The 22,208-nt window shown below is 45.4% G+C and carries 16 protein-coding genes; 4 read left to right on the top strand and 12 right to left on the bottom strand.

Annotated elements, in window-relative coordinates; genetic code table 11:
- Positions 1-171: 171 nt before the first annotated feature.
- Positions 172-2,550 carry a GH36-type glycosyl hydrolase domain-containing protein gene (locus MHI12_RS04250; protein WP_405171630.1) on the bottom strand — a complete coding sequence of 793 codons (2,379 nt, stop codon included), beginning with the start codon at positions 2,548-2,550 and terminating at the stop codon, positions 172-174.
- Positions 2,551-2,679: 129 nt separating this feature from the next.
- Positions 2,680-3,099: an ester cyclase gene (locus MHI12_RS04245; protein ID WP_405171629.1), complete on the bottom strand. Its 420-nt coding sequence runs from the start codon at positions 3,097-3,099 to the stop codon at positions 2,680-2,682.
- A gap of 305 nt (positions 3,100-3,404) precedes the next feature.
- Here MHI12_RS04245 and MHI12_RS04240 point away from each other — a divergent pair, with 305 nt between their 5' ends.
- Positions 3,405-5,927 (top strand): transglutaminase domain-containing protein, encoded by a 2,523-nt coding sequence (locus MHI12_RS04240; protein WP_405171628.1) that lies wholly within the window; start codon positions 3,405-3,407, stop codon positions 5,925-5,927.
- Between the two features lie 71 nt (positions 5,928-5,998).
- Here MHI12_RS04240 and MHI12_RS04235 read toward each other — a convergent pair whose 3' ends face one another.
- Both MHI12_RS04235 and MHI12_RS04230 read right to left on the bottom strand, forming a co-directional pair.
- Positions 5,999-6,994, bottom strand: a complete 996-nt coding sequence (locus MHI12_RS04235; RefSeq protein ID WP_405171627.1) for a hypothetical protein — start codon at positions 6,992-6,994, stop codon at positions 5,999-6,001.
- Between the two features lie 249 nt (positions 6,995-7,243).
- Complete coding sequence (locus tag MHI12_RS04230; RefSeq protein ID WP_405171626.1) at positions 7,244-8,146, bottom strand: SDR family oxidoreductase; 903 nt, start codon at positions 8,144-8,146, stop codon at positions 7,244-7,246.
- Between the two features lie 211 nt (positions 8,147-8,357).
- Here MHI12_RS04230 and MHI12_RS04225 point away from each other — a divergent pair, with 211 nt between their 5' ends.
- Positions 8,358-9,341, top strand: a complete 984-nt coding sequence (locus tag MHI12_RS04225) for a MerR family transcriptional regulator (RefSeq protein ID WP_405171625.1) — start codon at positions 8,358-8,360, stop codon at positions 9,339-9,341.
- A gap of 26 nt (positions 9,342-9,367) precedes the next feature.
- Here the strand turns inward: MHI12_RS04225 and MHI12_RS04220 are convergent, their stop codons facing one another.
- Both MHI12_RS04220 and MHI12_RS04215 read right to left on the bottom strand, forming a co-directional pair.
- Complete coding sequence (locus MHI12_RS04220; RefSeq protein WP_405171624.1) at positions 9,368-10,897, bottom strand: alpha/beta hydrolase family protein; 1,530 nt, start codon at positions 10,895-10,897, stop codon at positions 9,368-9,370.
- Between the two features lie 182 nt (positions 10,898-11,079).
- The gene (locus MHI12_RS04215; protein WP_074093579.1) at positions 11,080-12,459 is read right to left on the bottom strand and encodes an amino acid permease; all 1,380 of its coding nucleotides are present in this window, start codon (positions 12,457-12,459) and stop codon (positions 11,080-11,082) included.
- Between the two features lie 378 nt (positions 12,460-12,837).
- Here MHI12_RS04215 and MHI12_RS04210 point away from each other — a divergent pair, with 378 nt between their 5' ends.
- A complete protein-coding gene (locus tag MHI12_RS04210) occupies positions 12,838-13,203 on the top strand; it encodes a DUF6713 family protein (protein ID WP_405171623.1) in 366 nt (121 codons plus the stop codon).
- 72 nt (positions 13,204-13,275) lie between these two features.
- Positions 13,276-14,268, top strand: coding sequence for a DUF4003 family protein (locus tag MHI12_RS04205; RefSeq protein WP_405171622.1), 993 nt, complete (start codon positions 13,276-13,278; stop codon positions 14,266-14,268).
- A 113-nt stretch (positions 14,269-14,381) separates the two neighbouring features.
- Here MHI12_RS04205 and MHI12_RS04200 read toward each other — a convergent pair whose 3' ends face one another.
- The 6 genes from MHI12_RS04200 to MHI12_RS04175 form a co-directional block, all read right to left on the bottom strand.
- Positions 14,382-15,371 (bottom strand): phosphotransferase, encoded by a 990-nt coding sequence (locus MHI12_RS04200; RefSeq protein WP_405171621.1) that lies wholly within the window; start codon positions 15,369-15,371, stop codon positions 14,382-14,384.
- Between the two features lie 168 nt (positions 15,372-15,539).
- Positions 15,540-17,315, bottom strand: a complete 1,776-nt coding sequence (locus MHI12_RS04195) for a SulP family inorganic anion transporter (RefSeq protein ID WP_405171620.1) — start codon at positions 17,313-17,315, stop codon at positions 15,540-15,542.
- A 166-nt stretch (positions 17,316-17,481) separates the two neighbouring features.
- Positions 17,482-17,811 carry a metalloregulator ArsR/SmtB family transcription factor gene (locus MHI12_RS04190; RefSeq protein ID WP_017690603.1) on the bottom strand — a complete coding sequence of 110 codons (330 nt, stop codon included), beginning with the start codon at positions 17,809-17,811 and terminating at the stop codon, positions 17,482-17,484.
- A 121-nt stretch (positions 17,812-17,932) separates the two neighbouring features.
- Complete coding sequence (locus MHI12_RS04185; protein WP_405171619.1) at positions 17,933-19,411, bottom strand: RCC1 domain-containing protein; 1,479 nt, start codon at positions 19,409-19,411, stop codon at positions 17,933-17,935.
- A gap of 325 nt (positions 19,412-19,736) precedes the next feature.
- Positions 19,737-21,311 (bottom strand): glycoside hydrolase family 43 protein, encoded by a 1,575-nt coding sequence (locus tag MHI12_RS04180; protein ID WP_405171618.1) that lies wholly within the window; start codon positions 21,309-21,311, stop codon positions 19,737-19,739.
- Entirely contained in the window at positions 21,308-22,207 is a 900-nt protein-coding gene (locus MHI12_RS04175) for a carbohydrate ABC transporter permease (protein ID WP_340031893.1), read from the bottom strand. Before MHI12_RS04175 ends, MHI12_RS04180 begins: the two co-directional genes overlap by 4 nt.
- Position 22,208: the final 1 nt, after the last annotated feature.

Below are 22,208 nucleotides of genomic sequence, written 5' to 3'. Positions count from 1 at the left end.
AAACTTAGCTTGTGGATTCTTTCATCATATTCAGTCTGACAAACTAATTAATTCAAAACAACATCTTGAAATTAAAAACTGCCCTCCTTCTATAAAGGAAAGGCAGTTTTTAATTTACTTCGTGATTGTCCAAAACTCTTCACACCGTTCAGCAGTACTCCGTACTCTTTTCTACAAAGGCAGCTTCACCAGCACCTCATATTTCACGCCGGCTTGTATGTTCTTGATGATGTCGCCTTCAATCCGTTGGCCGTCGACATGCACCTCAATTGTCTGGACAGATGCATCCTTCTTCATGTTTACTTGCAGCTCAGCCCCGCGGAACAACCTCGTAACCGATGCCTCGTTCCAATCTTCTGGCAACTGCGGACGAACTTGAAGCCCTTGCATGTGACCTTGCAGACCAAACAGTCCGTCGATCAGACAACGATACACCCAAGGCACCGTGCCGGTGTTGAACAGATGACTGGAGCGCCCGGCTGTACGTGGGAATTGACGATAGGCTCCGCGATAATAATTCGGGATAAATACGGGTAGCTGACCCCGCTGGAGAATATCCTCGCCATCAGGACCCGGAATCATTTTACGCAGCAAACGATACGCCTTCTCCTTCTCGCCCACCAGGTACAACGCGTAAATATAGAAAGCCGCCGCGTGATTGTACACTGCACCATTCTCTGCACTTCCCGGATGTTTCTGCGTAACTCGACCTACATCTTCCCGCATAGCTGTGAAAGACGGCGCGAGCTTCTCGACACCATATGGCGTCTCCAATTGCTCCTCTACAGCACGGATTAACTTCTCCTGTTTCTCCTGATCCGCAGCACCGCTCATAAGTGCCCAGCTCTGAGGATTGATATAGATGCGTCCTTCCACGTCTTTGCTCACACCGAACACAACGTTATCATCCGTAATTCCGCGGGCATACCAGTCCCCATCCCACAGATACTCATTTGCTACCGCATTGGTCTGATTGGCTTCCTGACGGAATTCCGCTGCAACCTCGCCATGCCCTGCCTGTTCACCAATATCTGCCCACACATTAAATGCATATGCCGTCGCAATGGTCAGCCAGCCGGATACGCCTTTGCCTTTGTATCCCACCATGTTCATCGGATCACACCAGTCACCCTGATTGATATAGTTCAACCCACGCGCATCCCGCTCATGGATCAACCAGCGCATCGCAAGATTCATATGTTCCAATACCGAAACCTTCTGTTCACTGTCTGTAAAAGGAACCTGTTCCTCCAAAATGCTATAGTCATTCGTTTCATCCAAATAAGTCTTCATACAGACTGGGAGCCAGATACAATGATCGGTATGAGGAACCTGGTTAATATATTTCAGTTCTGCGTCCGGGTGCAAAATAATGCCGTCTGGCATCGCGCCGCTTATATGCTGTTGAGACAAAGCAGTCAAGAACGCAGCCCGCGCAATCTGTGGCTGAATGTAACTCATGCCCATGTTGTCCTGCAAATAATTCCGCGTCTGCGGATCGGTTGTCAGACGATTGGTTTTGCCATGATAGTACATCTGGCGAGGTAACCAGTGATTTACAACATTATCTAGCCAGCTGTCCGGTGTCTCAATCTGGATGTTCCCTTGCCCTTCCGCAATATAACCAGCATACTCCTGCTCGGCTGCGGTGAACCCATCCTGTCCTTCTTTATTCTGCTTCACAAAATAATGCTGACGAATGCCCTCAATCTCTGTCTCATCATGAGCCGGACCAAAGATGAATCGATACGCCTGCTCCGCTCCTGCTTCCAATTCGACTCTGTATTGCAATACAGCCACCGGTGTCTCATAGCGTGCATCTCCACCAGCTAGTGTCTCCGACTGAAGGGCGGAAGGATTATGAAGTCCGCCTTCGCCTTCAAAGCTCTCATGATTCACTTCCCACGCGGTCGGCTGGTGATCTGCAAGCAGATAGGTTTTGTCGCTGTAGTTTTTGATTTTGCTATAATCCTGATATTTCTGATACGGCGTAACCGCCGAGCAGACAATGCCCTGCAAATCTTCCACATATGAACCGGATTGGTTCATCCAGGACATATAGCCAACCGTAAAATACGGGTAGATACTAAGCTTGCGTTTTCTCGTAGACAGATTAGTTACCTTCACACGCCATAGCTCCATGACATCTTCCTTCGGCAGGCGCAGGGACATCTCGATGCAAATGTCGTCCTGAATCACTTTCCAGTGAATATCGTGTTTACCCGCAGCGAACGTATAGCTATCCGCCTGCTTGCGAACCGGTTCATACGGGGCGGAAAAGATTTCGCCACTTACTTCATCTTTAATATAGACAAACCGTCCCGGATGGTGGGCATAGTATGGCTGCTCCGGTTGCATAAACGTCTTCGCTTCCAGGTTGGGCGCGTACGAGTATTTCGCAGGTTCGGGCTGCATGAATTGGGCCACCGCGTACCCCCGGCAATTCACATGAATCATCATCTTTTCATTCCAAAGGAATCCGGATGCCTTCGGTAAGCTTGTCGGGCTTGTCAGTTCAACATATTGATTATCTTCCGTTGCTTTAATCATCACTGAACCTCACTTTCAGATTATGGAGTTAAAAGACAGAAAACGTTTTAGGTAACTTGTATACAACTTTGTCCATTATAACACGGGAACGCTTACAAAGAACTGAAAACTAAAAAAGAGCTGAGAAACTCAGCTCCGATTACGTTCCAATTGTTTCTCGATGCCCAACCTGTCGATCTGTATCCAATACTCTGCAATTTGTTCGTTTTCCACTCGGTATACTGCACTGGCAATTTCAATCACGGGGATATTGGTTGGACTATATCCGTCCACTTCGCCAACATGGATACCCGTTTGTCTCCAGCGCACATAAACTTTATCACCTTGCGTCAGCAACTCTAGAATTTCGAGTGAAAATTCCCCGTATGCTTTAATCATCTCTCGCACATGATCCGCATAATCGGAAGGTGTTCGGGTGACCGTGACCTCATCTTCAGATATCACTTGATGAGCCAGTACTTGTTCCGCCATCAAGCTGCTTGCATAATCAGGATTCCGGCCTGATCGGACTTCTTCAAAAAAGGTTCTGACAATCTGTTCTGCTGTCATCTGAGCCCCTCCAGTCTATTCAATTGTTCCGCTTATATATATAAATATGTAGTAACTCTTGTATTTTAACATGGAACACACGCTACGGAGTTACAACTGTTCTATTGTTCTACAGGACTTAAAACCTACCCTCTCACCTTGACAATGCGTCAATATGACCATAAAATAGCAAAGGATATTAGGAAATTAATAGGAGGTTTGTCCGTTAAGAGGTTCGATTATGGGTTTTAACCAAGTTTGATAATCTTTCGGTGTGTAGAACGTAGCCATTAGAGCAACTGAGAAAAACAAGAAAGCGGTGTATCATGAAACGTCTATTTTTCGTTATGTTTGCGCTCACCCTGTTACTGGCTGGATGCCAGAGTAATGAGCAGGAAAGCAGTCCGTCCGAGAATAATCCTACAGAAGTAGTAGAAGGTTCTACCATTTTAAGTTTGAAGCAGAAATACGGCTCCGAATCGGAACAAGCGATCATGCCGATGTACAACGTAGCTCAGGATGAAGAATTTATGTTCAAGTTCAAAGCCGATTTACGTAAAAGTAACCTGCGAGCTAGTGACATTATTAGTGTACATACCGATATTAAAGCACTTAAAGCAAGCGATGTATATGCCATCCCAGAGACAAACGACAATAGTGTTTCCATTAAGCCTCTTGGATGGGGCGTTTTAAGTTCAGATTCCATAATGAACAAGGATCAAAGTTCTTGGGGCGGTGCCCCCATTTATTACATTCGTCTGAATTATGATCCAGATGCGGAAAACCTAACACTACTCGATCAGCCCATCATTATTCCGTTTACAGTGAAATCGGAGTTACCCGTACCTAACCTAAGATACGAAATTGACAAAGATAGACGGTTCAAGTTGGTCTGGGACAAGGTTGAAGGTGCCACAAAATATAAAATTTATAAACGTTCTGACCTAACCAACTTCGATACAAATGTCCCTCTAACTGGCGCAGAGGACGCTTTCAGTAATAGTCTGCCTTTAGATATTGCGGTAACAACAGAGACGTCTTTCAATGATTTTATGAAAGACGGAAAAGGCGGACTAGGCACTTATAATGAAATGATAACTACCACTCAGAACCATGGTATACGAGGAGAATATTACGTCACTGCAATCGGTGGAGGCAAAGAATCCAATTTTAGCAGAGGTGTCCCTACAGCTCCGCTTGCTTCCCAGTTACCAACATCTTTGAAAGAACAATTGTATATGGAGAAATTAAAGAATATAGATGTACTTCCTCAGAAAGCAACAGTTGAGTACAATGACGGCTCTCTAGCCCGTGAAACCATTGTCTATGATACCAAAAGCGTAGAGATTTCAGAGTTCAATGAAACGAATATTCCTTTTCATATTAAAGGAACAGCTCTGAAAAGTTACGTACGCGTAGAGAATGTAACTCAAGCAGATTTGGACAAACTTTCTCAGCAAACCGTAGCCGATTCCAGCAACGGACTGGTGGAACCGAAGAATGACACACCTTACGTCCCTGCACCTGACGTGCCAACGATCATCAACAATCATGATGCACCTGAGTCTGCAACGGAAACAGAAGAAGCACCGGCTTCGGAAACTTCAACTCCAGAGTCTACAACCGATACTGGAACGTCAGAAGATGCAACTGATCCTCTATCTACTGAGGCTTCCGATGAGACTTCTGATAATTCTTCAGATATAGCTTCTGAAGAAACTTCCAATGAAACACCGGCTCCAGCTCCTGAAGCTGAAGAAGACAATCTGGTAGATGAACAGAAGTCCAATACACAGCAAAATGTAGAACAAGGTAATCAGGAAACTGTGCCTCAGCCTGCTACAGGCGATGCAATGATCAATGCAGATACCGCATTGGAAGAAGTTTTAGCCAAAAATATGATTGCGGCACAAGATAAAATTTCGTTAAAAGCTTTCCCCGAAGCTCAAAATTTCACGACACTCTCAGATGTTGTTCTGAAAGTGATGTACCAGAATCCATTGATTCTTGGTGTGGAAGGTTTTGAATACAACTATGGTACGCTTACCCTTTCGATTCATTATAATGAATCCGCTAGTGGTATCCAGAAGAAGCAAGATGAGATTATTGCCAAAGCGAACGAAGTCGTGGCTTCTATTATCAAAGACGGCATGAACGAAGACGAGAAACGAAAAGCCATCTACGATTATCTGAACGATAACGCGAAGTATGATGATGCAGCGCTGGAAAATGCGGAGCTGAACAACTTCAAAAATGTCGATCCGCAGTTCAATGACTCGTTTACCACATACGGTATTCTGGTCAAAGGTGTTGGGGTATGTGCCAGCTATGCTTCCGTTTACAAATTGCTCTCCGATCTCTCGGGATTGGAAAGCATCGTTGTAACAGGCGCTTCCAGCGGCGTTCCACATGCATGGAACAAGGTCAAAATCGGGAACGAATGGTTCCATGTCGATGCCACCAACAACCTGACGAACTCCGGCATCCCGTATTTCCTGTACAATGCCAATGATGAGACTGCTGCCAGTCAGAAAACGATAGCGGATCAAGATTACTGGCTTGATTCCGAGCTCGCGATGTTTAATGGCGATAGCGATGCCAATGATTATTATGTACAGAATGGTCTCGAAGTCGCGTCCATTAATGAGTACAAAACCAAGGCTGAGAGTGAACTTAAAAAAGGAGAGAACCGGGTCATTCTCCGTTTCGCCTCACCTGTTGACTCTGATGAGCTGATGACAGCTGCCGGCGAAGCCCTCGCTGCAGTGGATGAAGCGCTTCTGAACACAGCACAATTAGCCACGCTAGGCAGTTATGCCATTCTGGACCCGAAACCAGAACAGAAGTAACTTAGTTACACAGCAATCCCCTTTGCTTATTCAACAAGCAAAGGGGATTTTTTGTCTATTATTAGATGACTTCAAGCCATTGATTTAACCTGTTGTAATCTGGTAATAAAAGAAGAAATAAATGCTTTCTCTTTCATGAGATTCTCTTGTAATCTCTCACTTACTTTATTTAGTGTACTTGCATCACGCGTTATATTGTACTTCAGAACTATATTTCTCAATTTAAAGTAGTCCTGTTTCAGAATAGTGCTTAATTCCATAAAAGTTGCATCTGGCTCAATGATTAATTTCTCCATTAAATAAGATAAACGTAACTCCATTAGTAGCTTATGTTCATACAAAAGATGAAAGACTCGTGAATCCAATGCTTCTCCAACTATGGCTGCCTGCTCAATGTCGGTAAAGATGCGTTGGATGGCTTGCATTCCAAAATCGTATTTCTGATCTCTCACTAAGTCATATGTCTCGCTTGAGTTAAGATAGTTTTCCATCGCCGTTATAATCTGCTCCACATGAATTGCATAATTGATATTCTGAATTGGCTTGAGGAATCTCACTTCTGTCCAAAAACTGTACTCATTAGACATGGTCCAGTAGCCTTTCTCAAGTTCATCCAGACTACATACGGTTTGTATGAATTTACCATCATCTAGATTATCAGCAATGTATATCAAATTTTGATCCAGGTCATACCCGTACACCAATAATTCATGCATGAGATGTTCTTTTTGATAATAGTCTGTACACGCAATGTAGTATCTATCTGCATAAATATATAGATAATACCCCATATCTATCGCTTCCGTAATCACTTGCTTAAGTGATGTTCCCCATTTGCTAATTACAATTTCTTGTGGCAGGTTGTAAAAGGAAATTCCCGGACAGGTACTTAGCAGAAACTGATGGGAATCAAACGAAAAAATTCCCCATCCATGTGCATACCTGATTTGTATAAAGTTATTGAAAATCCATGGCCATAAATCTTCGTGCATAACGGATGTTAATGTCCCATATGATGTGTACGTGCTTATGACAGGGTCACCTAGTTTAAGTACATTCTTGGCCATTACAGAATTCCTCCTTCGATTCCTAGGCATAGTGTATTGATCTGAACAGATTCATTGTATAAGCAACGCACTCTCAGAGCTGGGAGCGAAGATCATGTTCTTGAATATATTACCATGTACCTTTTCCGTTTTATATAAGAACGCTTTCATATATAAAAATATTTTATTTCTCTCATCTTAACGACAAAAAAGAGGATACCGCCCCCAATATGGAGACCGTATCCTCTTGATCGGATTACCTAAGACTATTTACGGACTAACCGTACCGCCATTTGCATTCAGTGTCTCACCGCTCACATAGCTGGATTCCTGGCTTGCCAGGAACACAAATGCCGGAGCCATCTCGGCAGGTTGTCCTGCTCGACCAAGCGGTGTATTGGAGCCGAAATCAGCGAGCTTCTCGACTGGCTGTCCACCCACGACCTGAAGCGGAGTCCATACCGGGCCCGGTGCAACAACGTTGACACGTATCCCTTTGCTACCCACCTGTTGTGCCAGCGCTTTGCTGAACGTGTTAATGGATGCCTTCGTTGTTGCATAATCCAGCAGGATTGGCGAAGGTTTGTACGCCTGAATCGATGATGTGTTGATAATGGAGCTGCCCGGCTTCATGTGTTTTACAGCTGCTTTGCAGAGCCAGAACATGGAATAGACATTTGTTTTGAACGTTGCATCGAACTGCTCGGTGGTCAGATCCGCAATCTGCTCTACAAACTGCTGTTTACCTGCCACGTTAGCAAGGATATCAATCCCGCCAAGCTCTTTTACCGCAGATTCAATGAGTTCTTCACAGTATTTCTCATCCTTCAGGTCACCTGGCAGCGTAATTGCTTTGCGACCGACTTCCTCAATCAGCTTCACAACTTCCTGCGCATCTGCTTCCTCTTCCGGCAGATAAGCCAGAACGACATCTGCACCTTCACGGGCAAACGCAATCGCTGCCGCCCGGCCAATTCCGCTGTCGGCCCCGGTCACAACTGCTTTGCGTCCTGTTAAACGTCCGCTGCCTTTATAACTTTTCTCACCCGCATCGGGAACAGGTGTCATCTCACGCTGAAGCCCCGGCTCATCCTGTTGCTGTTTCCACTCCGGTGTAGCCTTCGGATATTGTGTCGTTGGATCTTGCATGGTGTGCTGGTCCTGATTAGCCATGTTCAATTTCCTCCTTGGTTATTTACACGATACCCATCGTATAAACGTATTTTTTATTTGTTGTGAATTTAATTTGCGTAAAAGTTGCACTCTTTCCTTTGTAACCGAGATGAGTGGAATTTAAACTAAGTTCGTCCGAATTCCCTGACAGTCGTCTAACATTGAATCTCCCCTAACTGGAGATTGTATAATAGAACATGAGGTGATCTCGTTGAACCCAAATATAGAACCCTATTCCATTGGTGAAGCAGCCAAACTGATCGGCTCCACGGTGAAAACGATCCGTTATTACGATGAGATTGAACTGTTACAGCCCTCCAATCATACGGAAGGCGGGCATCGACTTTATACAACGCAAGACCTATGGCAACTCGAACTCATTACAACACTTCGTTATCTGAATTTCAGCATACCGGATATTCGAAAGCTCATGTCCGGTGAACTGGCGGTAGCACAGGCACTGGATCTGCAGATTGAAGCCTTGGAAACTCAGATCGGCACGATGAATTCCATGCTATCCGTTTTGCAGCAAGCGAGGCAGCATGAAGAAGAAACGTCACTACATACCGAACAGTCTCTCACCTATATCTCCAGTCTGGTAGAGTCACTAACGGCCAATGCGAGTAGTCGAAAACAATTCGTTGCTGCCAAGGTGAATGAATCTCATCTGCTGGACAGTATTCCGCAGGATTGGAGAGTGTCGTTTCTGCACTTTTTCGATAAATACATGATGAAAGATACCAAACTGACGGCTCAGCAAACACTGGCCTGGAAGGAAATTCAGGAACTGATCAATGATCCGGCCTATTGGGCCGATCTGGCTCGGCTGGAGGTTCCGTTCTTCATTATGGCGAATCAGCCACAAGTCGAAGCGGACGTCTGGGTGAAAAAAATGGAGGCTATTCGCATTCGCACTACCGAAGCTCTGGACAAACGTTGGGCAATCGATAGCCCTGCTGTGCAAAGCATGGTGTGGGACTTTGTGTTGATGTATGCAAGTGTCGAGCATGCTGAAACACCTGAAGTATTTTTTAGTAAACAGGCCCGATATATGCTGGACTCCGTGACCGATCGTATTTTGCGTTTTAACAAGCTGTGCAAGGTGATGAATCCCGAATGGAGCCAGATTGTAGATGGCATTAACCTGTTACAGGAGGGCATGCGGTTACGTTTAAAACAAATGGAAGAAGACTGAACTCCAGTCTCCTTCCATTTATACGTTTAGCCTTTTTTCAACGAATAGAATTCATGTTCTCCCACTTCCTTGTCCATATGGAGCGATTGCCCTTTCAAGTAGTGGTTGAAGAAATCAATCGTTGTATCGTTAACCAACTGTTGTGTCCCCCGCGCATCTACACCCTGTGTCCATTCGAGCATTGGAGAGATCAGGTAGAGGTCGGAGAAACTCAGATGTTTGGTGTTGGTCAGCTCCATCCAGAAGTTACCTCCTGCGGTTACCGGCTCATAGCGCTCGTACACTTCCTCGTAATATTTCTCGGCTTCCGGACGGGTCGTGCCCATTGCAGCAATTTCCTCGTCACTCATCACACTTGTGCCTGCAACGGTTGAGTCTGCACTCATCATCAGGAACGGCTTGCCCACGCCTTCCGCAGGGATACGTTTCTCGCCAAACAATACACCGTCCATATTCATGCCTGCTTTCACACGTGGATCATCCATTAACATCTGTACTGTCGTTGCTCCGCCAAATGAATGCCCAAACATGCCGATATTGTCCAGATCCATACGTCCGGTAAAGCGTCCGCTCGGATCTCCCGTACCCAACTTCTCTACCTCATCCAGTACAAACTGTGCATCCTTCACCCATGTCTCATTCAACTTGTCCATGTAACTGAATTGCAGCTGTTCAAAGCCTTCTTTTCCTTCCGATTCAAACTGCGCCACACGTCCATCCGGGAATACGGACACCAAACTGCTATACGTGTGATTAATGCCCACAACAATGTAACCTTGACTGACCAGTTGCTCGACTTGGAACGTATTCTGATTTTCATACCCATGCAGACCATGAGAGAAGAGAACAACCGGATACTTGGCTTCGGCCTCAGACAACTGAGCTTCCTGTATCGCATGTGTTTTGACCTGACTCAGACTGGAAAATAAAAGCTTTGGCAGTTTCAGCACTTCATTGAAGGCTGTCGCATAGATATCCGGCTTATTAACATAAGGAGCTGTTGCGCCCTCTGCGTCTGAATTCGTTGGGTACCAGATCTGTACCATCAGCTCCCGTTTCTCTCCGGCGTTACCCGTCAGAAGTTCGTCCCGACTGCTATCTGTCCAGTCGTAGGATACCGTTCCGATTCCATAAGGACCTGCTGGCTTGGCAAACGAAAACACCGGGAACAGCAGTGGCAAGCCAATGCTCACAACAGCGTATAGCAACACCAGGAAAGACGTTGCGATGATTCGAACACGTCCGAATTTCCCCGCCACAGGTGATTTCGAAGCAGATGCCCCGGAACCTTTGCTGTTCAGCGAGGTTTCACCTGACTGTTGCTGGCGTCTTGCCTTTGTAAATAACACAACCAGTGGAACCAACGTGAGCAGATACGCCGGCATCATCGGCCAACGTAGTCCTTCGACCACACCATGGATGATCAGCAGCACACCCGATATGACGAATCCACCCCATACCATTTTCCGAAAATGTTGACTCTGTCTCCCGATCCCGATTACCCCCACTAATATAAGCAGGTTGAAAATAAGATAAATCCATTCCACTGTCCTCATATGCTTAAAGCCTCCCTTTCTACCTCCAATCTTAAAACCTCCAGTTACAGGAGATTCAAGTATGAATTTTGCGGATAAAAAAATGCACTCCTTGAATGACGCTGAATCACCCGCAGGTTCTCCATTGTATTCAAGGAATGCACGTATGAAATTACGATATAAGTTGATTTTTGAATATTAGACTAGCGATCTTCGCCGCCATCTATCCGTTGTCTTTTGCCAATGCCAAATGCGAAATATCCAGCCACCACGATTGCCATGAACGTAGCTCCAACAACCAGAGGCAAGCGCGTATCGGGGTTAAAAGCCATACCGATAATGACGAGGATCAGATACACAATAATGATGTAATTGCTGATCGGGAACCATTTGGACTTGAAGTTATGATCCGCCATCTCGTTGCCCCAACGCTTTCTGAATCGGAACTGGCTGAACGCCAGCGCGAACCATGGAACCATACCCGGAAGAACACTTGCGCTGTAGATGTACAGGAACAGCTTGGAGTCCGGCATCAGGTAGTTCAGCACAACCCCAATCAGCAGCAAGGAGATTGTAATGACGATACTGTTGCGGGGAACCCCGCCTTTGGACAGCTTTTTGAAAAAGGCAGGTGCCTGCCCATTCTCAGCCAGAGTGTACAGCATCCGTCCCGCACTGTAAATCCCGCTGTTACATCCCGACATGGCCGCCGTGAGTACCACAAAGTTAATGATTCCCGCTGCAGCAACAATACCAACTTTGGCAAAGGTGAGCACAAACGGGCTTCCCGTCTCGCCCACTTCGTTCCAAGGGTACAGGGTTACGATAACAAATATGGCACCAACGTAGAAAATAAGAATACGCCATACGATATTTTTGATCGCTTTACGCAAGGTGTATTTCGGATTCTCCGCTTCGCCTGCTGTAATACCGACCATTTCAACGCCCTGATACGCAGCCGTTACGATACATAGCGCGAAGAGAAAACCTTTGATGCCTCCAGGGAAGAATCCGCCATGGCTGAACAGATTCGACAGCCCGATTGGCTGTCCTCCGTTCCCCCAGCCGAAGAAGATGAGCCCGGTTCCGATCACGATCATCGCCACAATGGCAGTCACTTTGATCATCGCAAACCAGAATTCAAATTCCCCATAGAACTTCACAGCCGCCAGATTTGCCGCCGCAATGATGAGCACCCCAGCAAGTGCAGGCAGCCACTGCGGAATATCCGGGAACCAATACCCGACATAGATACCAATCGCCGTAACTTCCGCCATACCCACCGTAACCCACAGGAACCAGTAGCTCCAGGCGGTCAGAAATCCGGCAAGCGGACTAATATATTTGTGAGCAAATGTAGCAAACGAACCGGTTACCGGCTCCTGAATCAACATTTCACCCATAATACGCATGACAAAAAAGATAACGATACCGGCCAGTAAATAGGCCAGCAGCACGGATGGTCCTGCCCATTTGATCGTACTTGCCGATCCCATGAACAAACCAACGCCGATTGTACCTCCGAGTGCAATCAGCTCTACATGGCGGGGCTTTAGCCCTCTAGATAGTTGCTTTGATTCCAAACGATTCTCCCCTTTTCTTGTGTACAGCTTCCTGATGTAATCTTTAATTTTCACATTCACATTAACGCAATGCAGAATTACTTCACCAAATTGTACGAGATGTGCCGCAGAAATACAACAAGGAATGTGAGGAAACGGATTCACTACACATATAAGTATAGGATAACCGCTTAATGAATATGGCAGACAGTTCAATAAACAATTCACTGCAGCGTTGTGTAAACAAAGTGACAGAGACTTTCTAATACATGACTCGACAGGGAGGTTGCTGGAACCCCCAAAGGACAACTCACGTATTGTATATGTGGGTTGCAATACCGTAAGTGACTTGTTCGCTATTGACCTGCTTGTATAAAATTGAAAAATGGGAGAATTTATATGCCTGACTTTTTACTAGTCTTATTTTTGTTTAACCTGTCTCTCTTTCTGCTTCACGAAATGGATGCCATCAGGCGGTCCGAGTGGAAATTGTTTATGGTGTTAAAAGATATGGAAGATGATAAAGCCTATAGGTATTTCACTTGGATTCACCTGCCAATGTATACCATCATCCTCTCTCTGCTTTTTAGCTCGTATCAGACCATTACATTCTGGGTTCTGGATATCTTTTTCATCATACATACCGTATTACACTTCTTTTTCGAAAAACATCCTCGAAATGAATTTAAAAACGGGTTCTCCAGATCATTGATCTACCCTATGGGAATAATCGCTTTAGTTCATTTGATATTCCTAATCATCTAATCTGTTTACACCGACGGAATGAAGGAAGCTGGAAGGGAATTGTAGAATAACAGTGAATATGGAGGTGTGCCTATGCAGCAGCATCATGCAGAACGAGTTGAATTATTTGTTTCCAATACCCAGATCATCAAGAAGTCGTTCAAATGGCAACATGCGATGATGCAACGTCTGGCTGCCCTGCTCTATGCAGCGGAGAATAAAACAGCGGATGGGGAAGCTATTCGTCAAAGCCATGAGTTGATTAAGCAAAACACAAAACTTTTCTCTGCATTCAGAGGTAATTCGGCCATTAGCATTGCTGCCATGCTCTCCCTTACAACGGATGAAGAGACGAGACTGGCAGACACCTTACATGTCTATGACTTGATGAAAGAGATCAAATTCCGCAACTCCGATTATCTGGTTATTGCCGCCTATCAGATCGCTACTCAGACATCACCTGACCAGTTTCAACCTACGGTGGAGCGGGCCAAATTATTTTATGACGGCATGAAAGCAGAGCATCGTTTCCTCACTGGACAGGACGACTACATTTTCGCTGCCATGTTAGCCCTTTCCGATCTCGAGGTGGATACTGGTGTGGCACGTATGGAACAACTCTACGGGGAATTAAAACCAGAGTTCTCTTCCAGAAACAGTGTGCAGGCGTTAACACAGGTCCTGGTTCTTGGAGATGATCCCCCGGATGCAGGTGCTCGTGTGATTGCTTTAAATGAAGCTTTTCGCAAAAGGGGTCTCCGAATGGATAAAACGTATACGTTACCATCTCTCGGGATACTTTCTCTACTGCCTTCGGACAGAGAGTCATTAGTGGATGAAGTCGCAGAAACAAATGACTGGTTACGGACTCAAAAAGGCTTCGGTGCCTGGTCAATCGACAAACAGGAGTTGCTCCTGTTCTCGTCTGCTCTGGTAGCCATACAACATGTAGAGGATCTGCGCAACGGTGTTCTAACCACAACCATCTCAACCAGCATCACAAACATTATTATCGCCCAGCAGGCCGCCATGGCCGCAGCTGCGGCAGCATCGGCTGCTGCTGCTTCTTCATCATCATCCAACTAATAAGTGCCCCTGTTACCTTCAATATAAGATGAAAAAGACCCTCACGAGTTCAAGTTGACTCGGAAGGGTCTTAAAACATTTAAACCTACACCTAAAATAATATTCATCATTCACTAGGATATAATTCCCGTATCCCGGAATTCTTCCACGAAACTATCCAGCCAATCCGAACCATAGTCCAGCGCACCCGTATCACTCTCGATAAAAGCAACATCTAGTCCCATCACCCAGAATCGGCGAGCAACAATAAAGAGATCAACCGCCTGCTCATCTTCGGCAGAGAAGCTTCTGACTGAACGATATCCTGCCATTAGCGCATCCCATAATGCTGCCTTTCGCTCATCAGACTGTCTTTTTCGAACTTTCACTTGAGCTAAATCATAGGCACGCCAGCCTTTGGCTGCCCACTCGAAGTCATAATGGATGAACTGATGTTCATGTTGAAACACATTGTTATTCCCGTGCATATCGCCGTGGCACAGACCAAAGTCCAAGTCTTGTCTGGAAGTGGCAACGATACGTTCTTTTAATGTTGTGGCAAACGTATGGAGAAATGCTGCTGCTTCATTGTTCTCACCGATATATTGGATAATTCGCTCAAGGGGTTCGTCAATAAGTAACTTCAGATCCAGCTCATATCGTGGCAGCTCCATGTTCACCTGATCCATAGCCTCATGCAATTCAGCCGCAGATTGACCAAAGGCGTAACAAGACTCCTCATCCTCCAGGTTGTTCTCCGTACCCTCAATATACCGAAACATTACAGCAACCCGCTTGCCTTCCGCAGCCTCCATCACCGTATATCCCGTATGATCTTTCTTCTCGATGTATTCTCCAATGTCTGTATGTTCCGCAGAACCTAGAACGTTCTTGAGTTGAGACAATAATGAAAGCTCATACTGAACATCTGCCTCCGTGATTTCAGTGCGGTAGATACGGAGAATGTACATGCCACTGGACGTGCGAACCCGGTAGGTATCATTCAATCCTCTAAGCCAAAATAAACATTCTTCCCATGTTCCAATGTCATATTGATTACTCAATGCAGACTCCAGGTACCTGGGGTTAAGCACTGAACGTAAAGCAGTCGGTTGAATGGACATATGGTTGCTCCTTCGGTTTAATATGATTATTTCTCATCTGATGAACGATGTAATCCTTTCACCTATCAACCTATAACATAGTATATTTTTCGTTTATTTTCCAGAATATATATTTTGATAAACAAATACTCTTTAGACTCGTATAGCTCCATCTCTCTCATCAGCAGGTTAGATAGGGCTATTTGCATTGACTCGCTTTCCAGGTTTCAGCAGGTTATTACACTCTGGGTCGGTGCCAGCACTCGACAATGCAGCACATTCACGAAAGGCAAAATGTTTGCACCCCCTACATTTCTGAACATCCAGATGCAATAATGCATAATTGATGGCTTCACCCGTGTGCTCAAACATATGATCCGAACCAATCCGTTCAATCAAACCTGTTTTTTTCAGCATCTCCAACGGTTGCGCCTGAATGCCTGAAAGTAAAACCCTGCCCCCGGATCTCTCCATATGTTTGACAACACGGGCCAGATTGGATTCACCTGTTGTATCCATAAAAGGCACCTTGCCCATGCGCAACAGCAGAGTGCCTGGTCGCCGATGAATCGAATCCATGACCGACTTCTCGAACATATCCGCTGCGCCGAAAAAAAGTGGCCCTTCAATTGTATACAGGCTTATTTGCGGACAGTCATGTCCTTCCCGAACCATGTGCGCCATGACTTTCTCATGTTTATGCTCGGGATCGGGCAGTACTTTGGCAACCTTTAACACCTCACTCATCCGTTTAACAAATAAAAGAACAGCCAGAATCAACCCAACCTCTACAGCCGTTGTTAAACTTGTAAATACGGTCAGCAAAAAGGTAATCAGCAGAACGAGTGAATCGCTCGTTTTGGTTTTCATGACATGCATGAAGGATTTTCGTTCACTCATATTCCAGGCCACCAGCATGAGAACGGGAGCCATACTGGCAAGAGGAATGTGGGATGCATATGGCGCAAAGAGAACAAGTACCAGCAAAACCACTACACCGTGAATCACACCAGACCATGGCGATACTGCGCCAGATTTGATATTTGTTGCTGTACGTGCAATCGCTCCTGTTGCAGGAATACCACCAAATAACGGCGTCACCATATTAGCAATCCCCTGCCCAATCAACTCTCGATTGCTGTTATGCCGACTTCCGGTCATGCCATCAGCAACAACTGCGGATAGCAACGATTCAATTCCACCCAGCATGGCGATGACAAAAGCGGGTTGCAGCAAGTTCACGATACGCTCCCAAGTGATCTCAGGCACATGAAACTGAGGCAAAGAGCTGGGTATGGCGCCAAAGGACGAACCAATTGTAGCCACCTGCCCTTCAAAAAAGAAAGCCGCGACTACCGTCGAAAGAACCAGCCCCACCAGTGATGCGGGCACCTTTGGTGCAAACTTGGGTACAAGCAGAAGAACAGCCAGACAGATTCCAGCTGTAAGCACACTGTATATATTAATCGTCGAGATATGCATCCCGATTTCTTTCATATTGGACCAGAAATCCTCGTGTTTCTCGATGCCTCGAAGTCCCAGAAAGTTCGTAATTTGTCCGCTAAAAATAATGACGGCGATCCCTGCCGTAAAACCGATAGTCACCGGCCTTGGAATAAACTTGATTAATGCCCCAAGCTTGAATACGCCCATAAGTACAAGCATCAAACCGGCCATCATTCCGGCGATCAGCAGATTCTCATATCCATACTGCATCACAATGGCAAAGAGGATTGGAATGAATGCCCCCGTTGGCCCGCCAATCTGGAACTTGGACCCACCCAGCAAGGAAATGAGAATCCCTGCGATTACTGTGGTATACAATCCATACTCCGGTTTGACCCCGGAAGCGATGGCAAAGGCCATACCGAGTGGAATCGCAATGATACCTACAATCAGTCCTGATAACAGATCCTTGCGAAAAGCGGCAACATTGTACCCTGCATATCTCCCCATCCATTTCATGTACAAAAACCTTCTTTTCTTTATATATTTGAATATTTGAATATATTCAAAAGACTACTCCCCTGCATACGTCCTGTCAATCGGATTACGCACAATCCCAGCAGGAACTTAACACAAAAAAACAAGAACCTCCGGTGATTACACCCAGTTGCTCTTGTTTATTGTGTCAGGACTCTTTTCGAATATCTTCCAGCATGGAAATGGCATCAACCAGATGATTGTCAAAAATCTGTTTGGTGACTGCCAGCAGGTCCTTAATCAGCGGATCACGCAGCGAATAGGTGACGGTTGTCCCTTCTTTGATTCCATGGACAACGTTTTTGCTGCGCAATACAGCCAGTTGCTGTGAAACGGCAGAGCCTTCCGATCCCAGAATGCTTTGCAGTTCATTCACGTTCTTGGCTCCTTCACTCAGCAGCTCCAGAATCTGAATCCGCATCGGGTGTGCCAACGCTTTGAAAAAATCCGCTTTAAACTGTTGTATGCTCTGATTCATACGCTATGCCCCTTCAATCGAACTTTTGAAGATGCAAATATCATAACATAGATGTTATCCTAAGCCATTATAAGAACAGACGGTTGTTATCTATTAATAGGTTTGTTAAACGAACAACACACTACAATTTAACCCCAAATCCCAACTGTCCATATTCATTCCGATAACCCGCGACCCATAACTTCCCATTGGATACCCAATACATATTTTTATAACTTGTTTCGATTAGTGATACGTTTTTATAGGAATTTCTCGCTTCCTCAGTACTTGCAAAATTAACTGTACCTGCACCATATCCCATAAATAACATTTCATTTTGAACAGTGACTACCAATGCTCCCTCATCCCCAGCGGAAATAGCCTTGTATGCAAGATCGACTCGAGGATACGTCATCTCTACACCATTCAATCGAATTGGTCCTCTGTTAATCATCAGAGGCTTGTACAACTTCTGGGTAACATTGAAACCCAACCGACGTGAAGTGTTATCACCCCAAGCCCATAGATTCCCCTTTTTATCCAGTGCTATCAAATAGGGCCCGTTATCTCCAGCCGATGAGATTTTTTTGATATTTTTGAATCCTTGCATTGGTGTAGCTGTAGTTTCTTTGTCCTTCATATTGGTGTTCCAATACCACACTGTACCATCCTTCTTAACGGCGTAAGCACGATCAAGATCGCCAATGGTTACGTCCACAACATCTCGAATATTGATTTTTCGATGATGATTCTTCAAGAGTTTCATACCTGTGCCACCGGCTCCTCCAAGCTGATAGACATTCCCCGAATTCGTTAACAATACGACACCCTTCCCGTAAACACTTAAATCCTTTATCGTCTCAGGGATCAGCGTGATTTTTTGGGGTGTTCCCGTCATTGTTTTGATTCCTAAATAGTTCAAGTCTCCCCAGCCATAAAGTTCGCCTTGCTTGGTTAGATACAGTGAAAAACGTTCTCCTGCCCCTACTTTCACTACATTAGAGAGCTTATTAATTTTTGTTACAGGCAGTACTGGATGAACACTATCCTTAATTTCGTTATGTAAATTATCTCCCCAACCATATATCGTTCCATCTGCAGTCAAGACAATGACATGTGTATTGCTTGCTGCTACGGATACAGGTTTAACGATTTGTTTAATCTGTTTTGCTGTAGTTACTGTCGGTGCTGCTGTACCTACACCATATTGTGTATAATCTATTTCATTCTTAACCGGTGGAGTGTACCCGTCTTTAAACTTGTCAAATGGACCAACTTTAATGTAATCCGGATCTTCATATAAGTGACTCGTGTCAAGATTAGGCATAGCTAGAGGATATCCCGGTGATACAGTTGACTCTTTCCCTCTCTCATTATAAAAAGAGATTGAAATATAATCATTCTTTACTTTAGAGGGGTCAATGCTCAAAGTGGTTACACTAAAATAACCATTTTTATTCGTCATTACTTGTGCCTCATACAAGCTAACATGTTCACTTTTACCACTTGCATTAACGTCAAGTGTACTAATCTGCAATCTCACGTTCTCATATGCTGAGTCTGTTGCCACTCCTTCAATGAAAATAGTGCCGTCCTCGTTAGGTTCATACCTCAAATCCACAATAGGCCCCTCATCCGCATACACGGTTTGATGCTGGCTATTGACGATGGAAGGTAGTAGAAACATTAGAACTAAAGTCCACCTCACAAGTTTTCTGAAAATCAAAACATCTCCTTCTTTCTATATGAATATCATTCTTAATATATAGCAGAAAGGGAGTTATCGGAATCGGAAAATATATATCCATCATAGAAAAAGCTCAACCATCCGCTTGTAACTGCATGGTTGAGCTTTCTCTATATGATCTGTAGCATAGTCGCCACAACTGCCGAATCGTCAATTCACTCTATTCAGCCTCTAGTCATTTCAGATGTGGATGAATCTACTAGATGGAACCATATTCAAACCAGTCAAAGTCCGCTACTTGATCGGAAGAAGTACCGTTGCTGCTGCTAAACATTCCGATACAACAGCCAACAAAGCCGCCGGCTACTTCGGTGCTCAAGCTACTTGTATCTACCTGTTCCGCCACCAGATGATACTGACTTCCATCCGTGCTGTAATAGAAGTTGAGTTGCTGACCTGTCGCAGCCAGTTTGATATACACTCGCGATACATCACCCTCCAGCGCGATTTGCGCAATGTGGCTATCCTGACCATCTATAACGGTCACCACACGCAGCACCTGCTGATTCTCGGCCAGAGCACGCTCAATCCGTACGTGATACTGATCGTTCTGAATGACGACAAGACCAGCCGTTTCGTTGGCATTCCCGGGCACAAATTCCATCGCTGTAGCTGCGACATAATCCATATGCCTTTGACGCAGACAAACAAAGCTGGAATTTTCTTTTTCCTTCAATGTTTGCGGTTTCAGCTTCAGCCGCAAGTATCCTTTTCGTTCGGTTAATGAATAGAGATCCTCCTGAGGATTGCGCAGGAACATCCATTGCAAGCCCAGTTTATCACTGTCAAAATGGTCAAAACGCAGTTGCGGCTCTACCGGAACAGGCTTCAAATCCAACGTGCCCTGCTCCTCCAGGATTCCGCGGCCCTCATTGACAACAGGCCATCCGTCCTCCCAAACAACAGAAGCAAGGAACGTCTCCCGCCCCAGGTTGCTATAGCTCCCCCCATATGGACGCGAAGCAAGCATGACCATGAACCATTGACCATTCGCAGCCTGCACCAAGTCGGCATGTCCTACATTAACAACAGGGTAACGTTTACCCAAATGGCGATGTGTAATGATTGGATTATTCGGATTCCCGACGTATCCTTCGGTCAAACTTTTGCTACGAGCAATGGTCACGGCATGGTTTGGCCCTGTGCCTCCCTCTGCAATCAATAAATAGTAATACTCATCGATCTTATACAGATGCGGGCCTTCCGGCCAGATGACATCCACCATCGCCCCGCGCCACAGAACGTAACTGTCTCCCACCAGCTTCATACTGCCCAGATCCAACTCCCGCAGCCACACTTCCCAGTTCCCATTGTAACGAACTCCCTGGGAGCAAGGACGTGTACCAAGGTAATACGCTTTGCCGTCATCAAAGAAAATCGTAGGGTCTATGCCTTCTGCGCCTTCAATAAAATATGGGTCAGACCATGGCCCAGCCGGGTCGGTAGCGGTTACAACAAAATTGCCGCCATGTGATACATTGGTTGTAATCATATAGAAGGTGCCTTCATGATACCGAAGCGTTGGAGCGAATATCCCCTGTGAATGGCCTGCTCCCTGAAGATTTAATTGCGAAGGGCGGTCCAGCACATTTCCAATCTGTTTCCAATTCACTAGATCACGGCTCTGAAAGATCGGAACGCCAGGAAAATAGGCAAAAGTTGATGTCACCAGATAAAAATCTTCACCCACCCGGCATACGGATGGATCTGGATAAAACCCGGGCATGATCGGATTGTTAAACGTGCATTGTTCGCTTTGATTTGCATTTTTCATTCTTTTACCCCTCCAATGGTTAGTCCAGTCACAAAGTATTTTTGCAAGAACGGATACAGTAAAACGATCGGCATTGCTGTCACAACCGTGATTGCTGCCCGAATGGATACAGGCGTCACCATGTTGGTTACATTTTTGAATGAATCCACGTTGACGGTCCCCCCCTGTGAGGTCGCAGAGGATAACAATTTCATCAGCTCATACTGCAAGGTGGTCAAATTCCGATTTCCCGCCGTGTACAACATGGAGTCAAACCAGGAGTTCCACTGACCTACAGCAATAAACAGTGCAACCGTAGCCAGAACCGGCTTGGATAGGGGAAGCACGATACGCATGAAAATCCGAAAATCTCCGGCTCCATCCATCTTCGCGGATTCAATCAATCCCTCCGACAGTCCCTGAATGTAGGTACGAATGACGATCATGTTGAACACCCCGATCAACCCGGGAATAATGTATACCCAGAAGCTGTTCAGCAGCCCCACTTGTTTGATCAGCATGTATCCCGGAATTAAGCCGCCGCTGAAATACATCGTCATGACAAACAGCGTCGTGACCAATTTGTTAAACATATACTCCTTGCGGCTCAGTACATAGGCCAGCATGGCTGTACAGAACAGCTGTACAACCGTTCCCACCACGGTTCTGGCGACCGAAACAAATGCGGCTTGTGTCAGATTCGGGTTTTGGAATACGGAGACGTAATTTTGCAGCGTCCATTCCCTCGGCCAGAGATAGATCCCTCCACGGATCGTATCCAGCCCGTTATTGAAAGATACGGAAATGGTGTTTAAAAAAGGATATAACGTAACAACCATGACAAGCAACATAAATATGCCATTGGTGATGGAAAAAATAGAGTCTCCCAAGCTTCGTTTTCTGCTAAATCTCTTCACA

The organism is Paenibacillus sp. FSL H8-0280 (genome assembly GCF_045040665.1).
Lineage (GTDB): Bacteria > Bacillota > Bacilli > Paenibacillales > Paenibacillaceae > Paenibacillus > Paenibacillus xylanexedens_A.
Note: the sequence above shows the minus strand (reverse complement) of the source record. Positions and strands in the feature narration are given on the sequence as shown.

Coding starts and splice junctions, on each gene's coding strand:
- MHI12_RS04250 (WP_405171630.1), bottom strand. CDS start 2,550: ATGATTAAAGCAACGGAAGATAATCAATATGTTGAACTGACAAGCCCG.
- MHI12_RS04245 (WP_405171629.1), bottom strand. CDS start 3,099: ATGACAGCAGAACAGATTGTCAGAACCTTTTTTGAAGAAGTCCGATCA.
- MHI12_RS04240 (WP_405171628.1), top strand. CDS start 3,405: ATGAAACGTCTATTTTTCGTTATGTTTGCGCTCACCCTGTTACTGGCT.
- MHI12_RS04235 (WP_405171627.1), bottom strand. CDS start 6,994: ATGGCCAAGAATGTACTTAAACTAGGTGACCCTGTCATAAGCACGTAC.
- MHI12_RS04230 (WP_405171626.1), bottom strand. CDS start 8,146: ATGGCTAATCAGGACCAGCACACCATGCAAGATCCAACGACACAATAT.
- MHI12_RS04220 (WP_405171624.1), bottom strand. CDS start 10,897: ATGAGGACAGTGGAATGGATTTATCTTATTTTCAACCTGCTTATATTA.
- MHI12_RS04210 (WP_405171623.1), top strand. CDS start 12,838: ATGCCTGACTTTTTACTAGTCTTATTTTTGTTTAACCTGTCTCTCTTT.
- MHI12_RS04205 (WP_405171622.1), top strand. CDS start 13,276: ATGCAGCAGCATCATGCAGAACGAGTTGAATTATTTGTTTCCAATACC.
- MHI12_RS04200 (WP_405171621.1), bottom strand. CDS start 15,371: ATGTCCATTCAACCGACTGCTTTACGTTCAGTGCTTAACCCCAGGTAC.
- MHI12_RS04195 (WP_405171620.1), bottom strand. CDS start 17,315: ATGAAATGGATGGGGAGATATGCAGGGTACAATGTTGCCGCTTTTCGC.
- MHI12_RS04190 (WP_017690603.1), bottom strand. CDS start 17,811: ATGAATCAGAGCATACAACAGTTTAAAGCGGATTTTTTCAAAGCGTTG.
- MHI12_RS04180 (WP_405171618.1), bottom strand. CDS start 21,311: ATGAAAAATGCAAATCAAAGCGAACAATGCACGTTTAACAATCCGATC.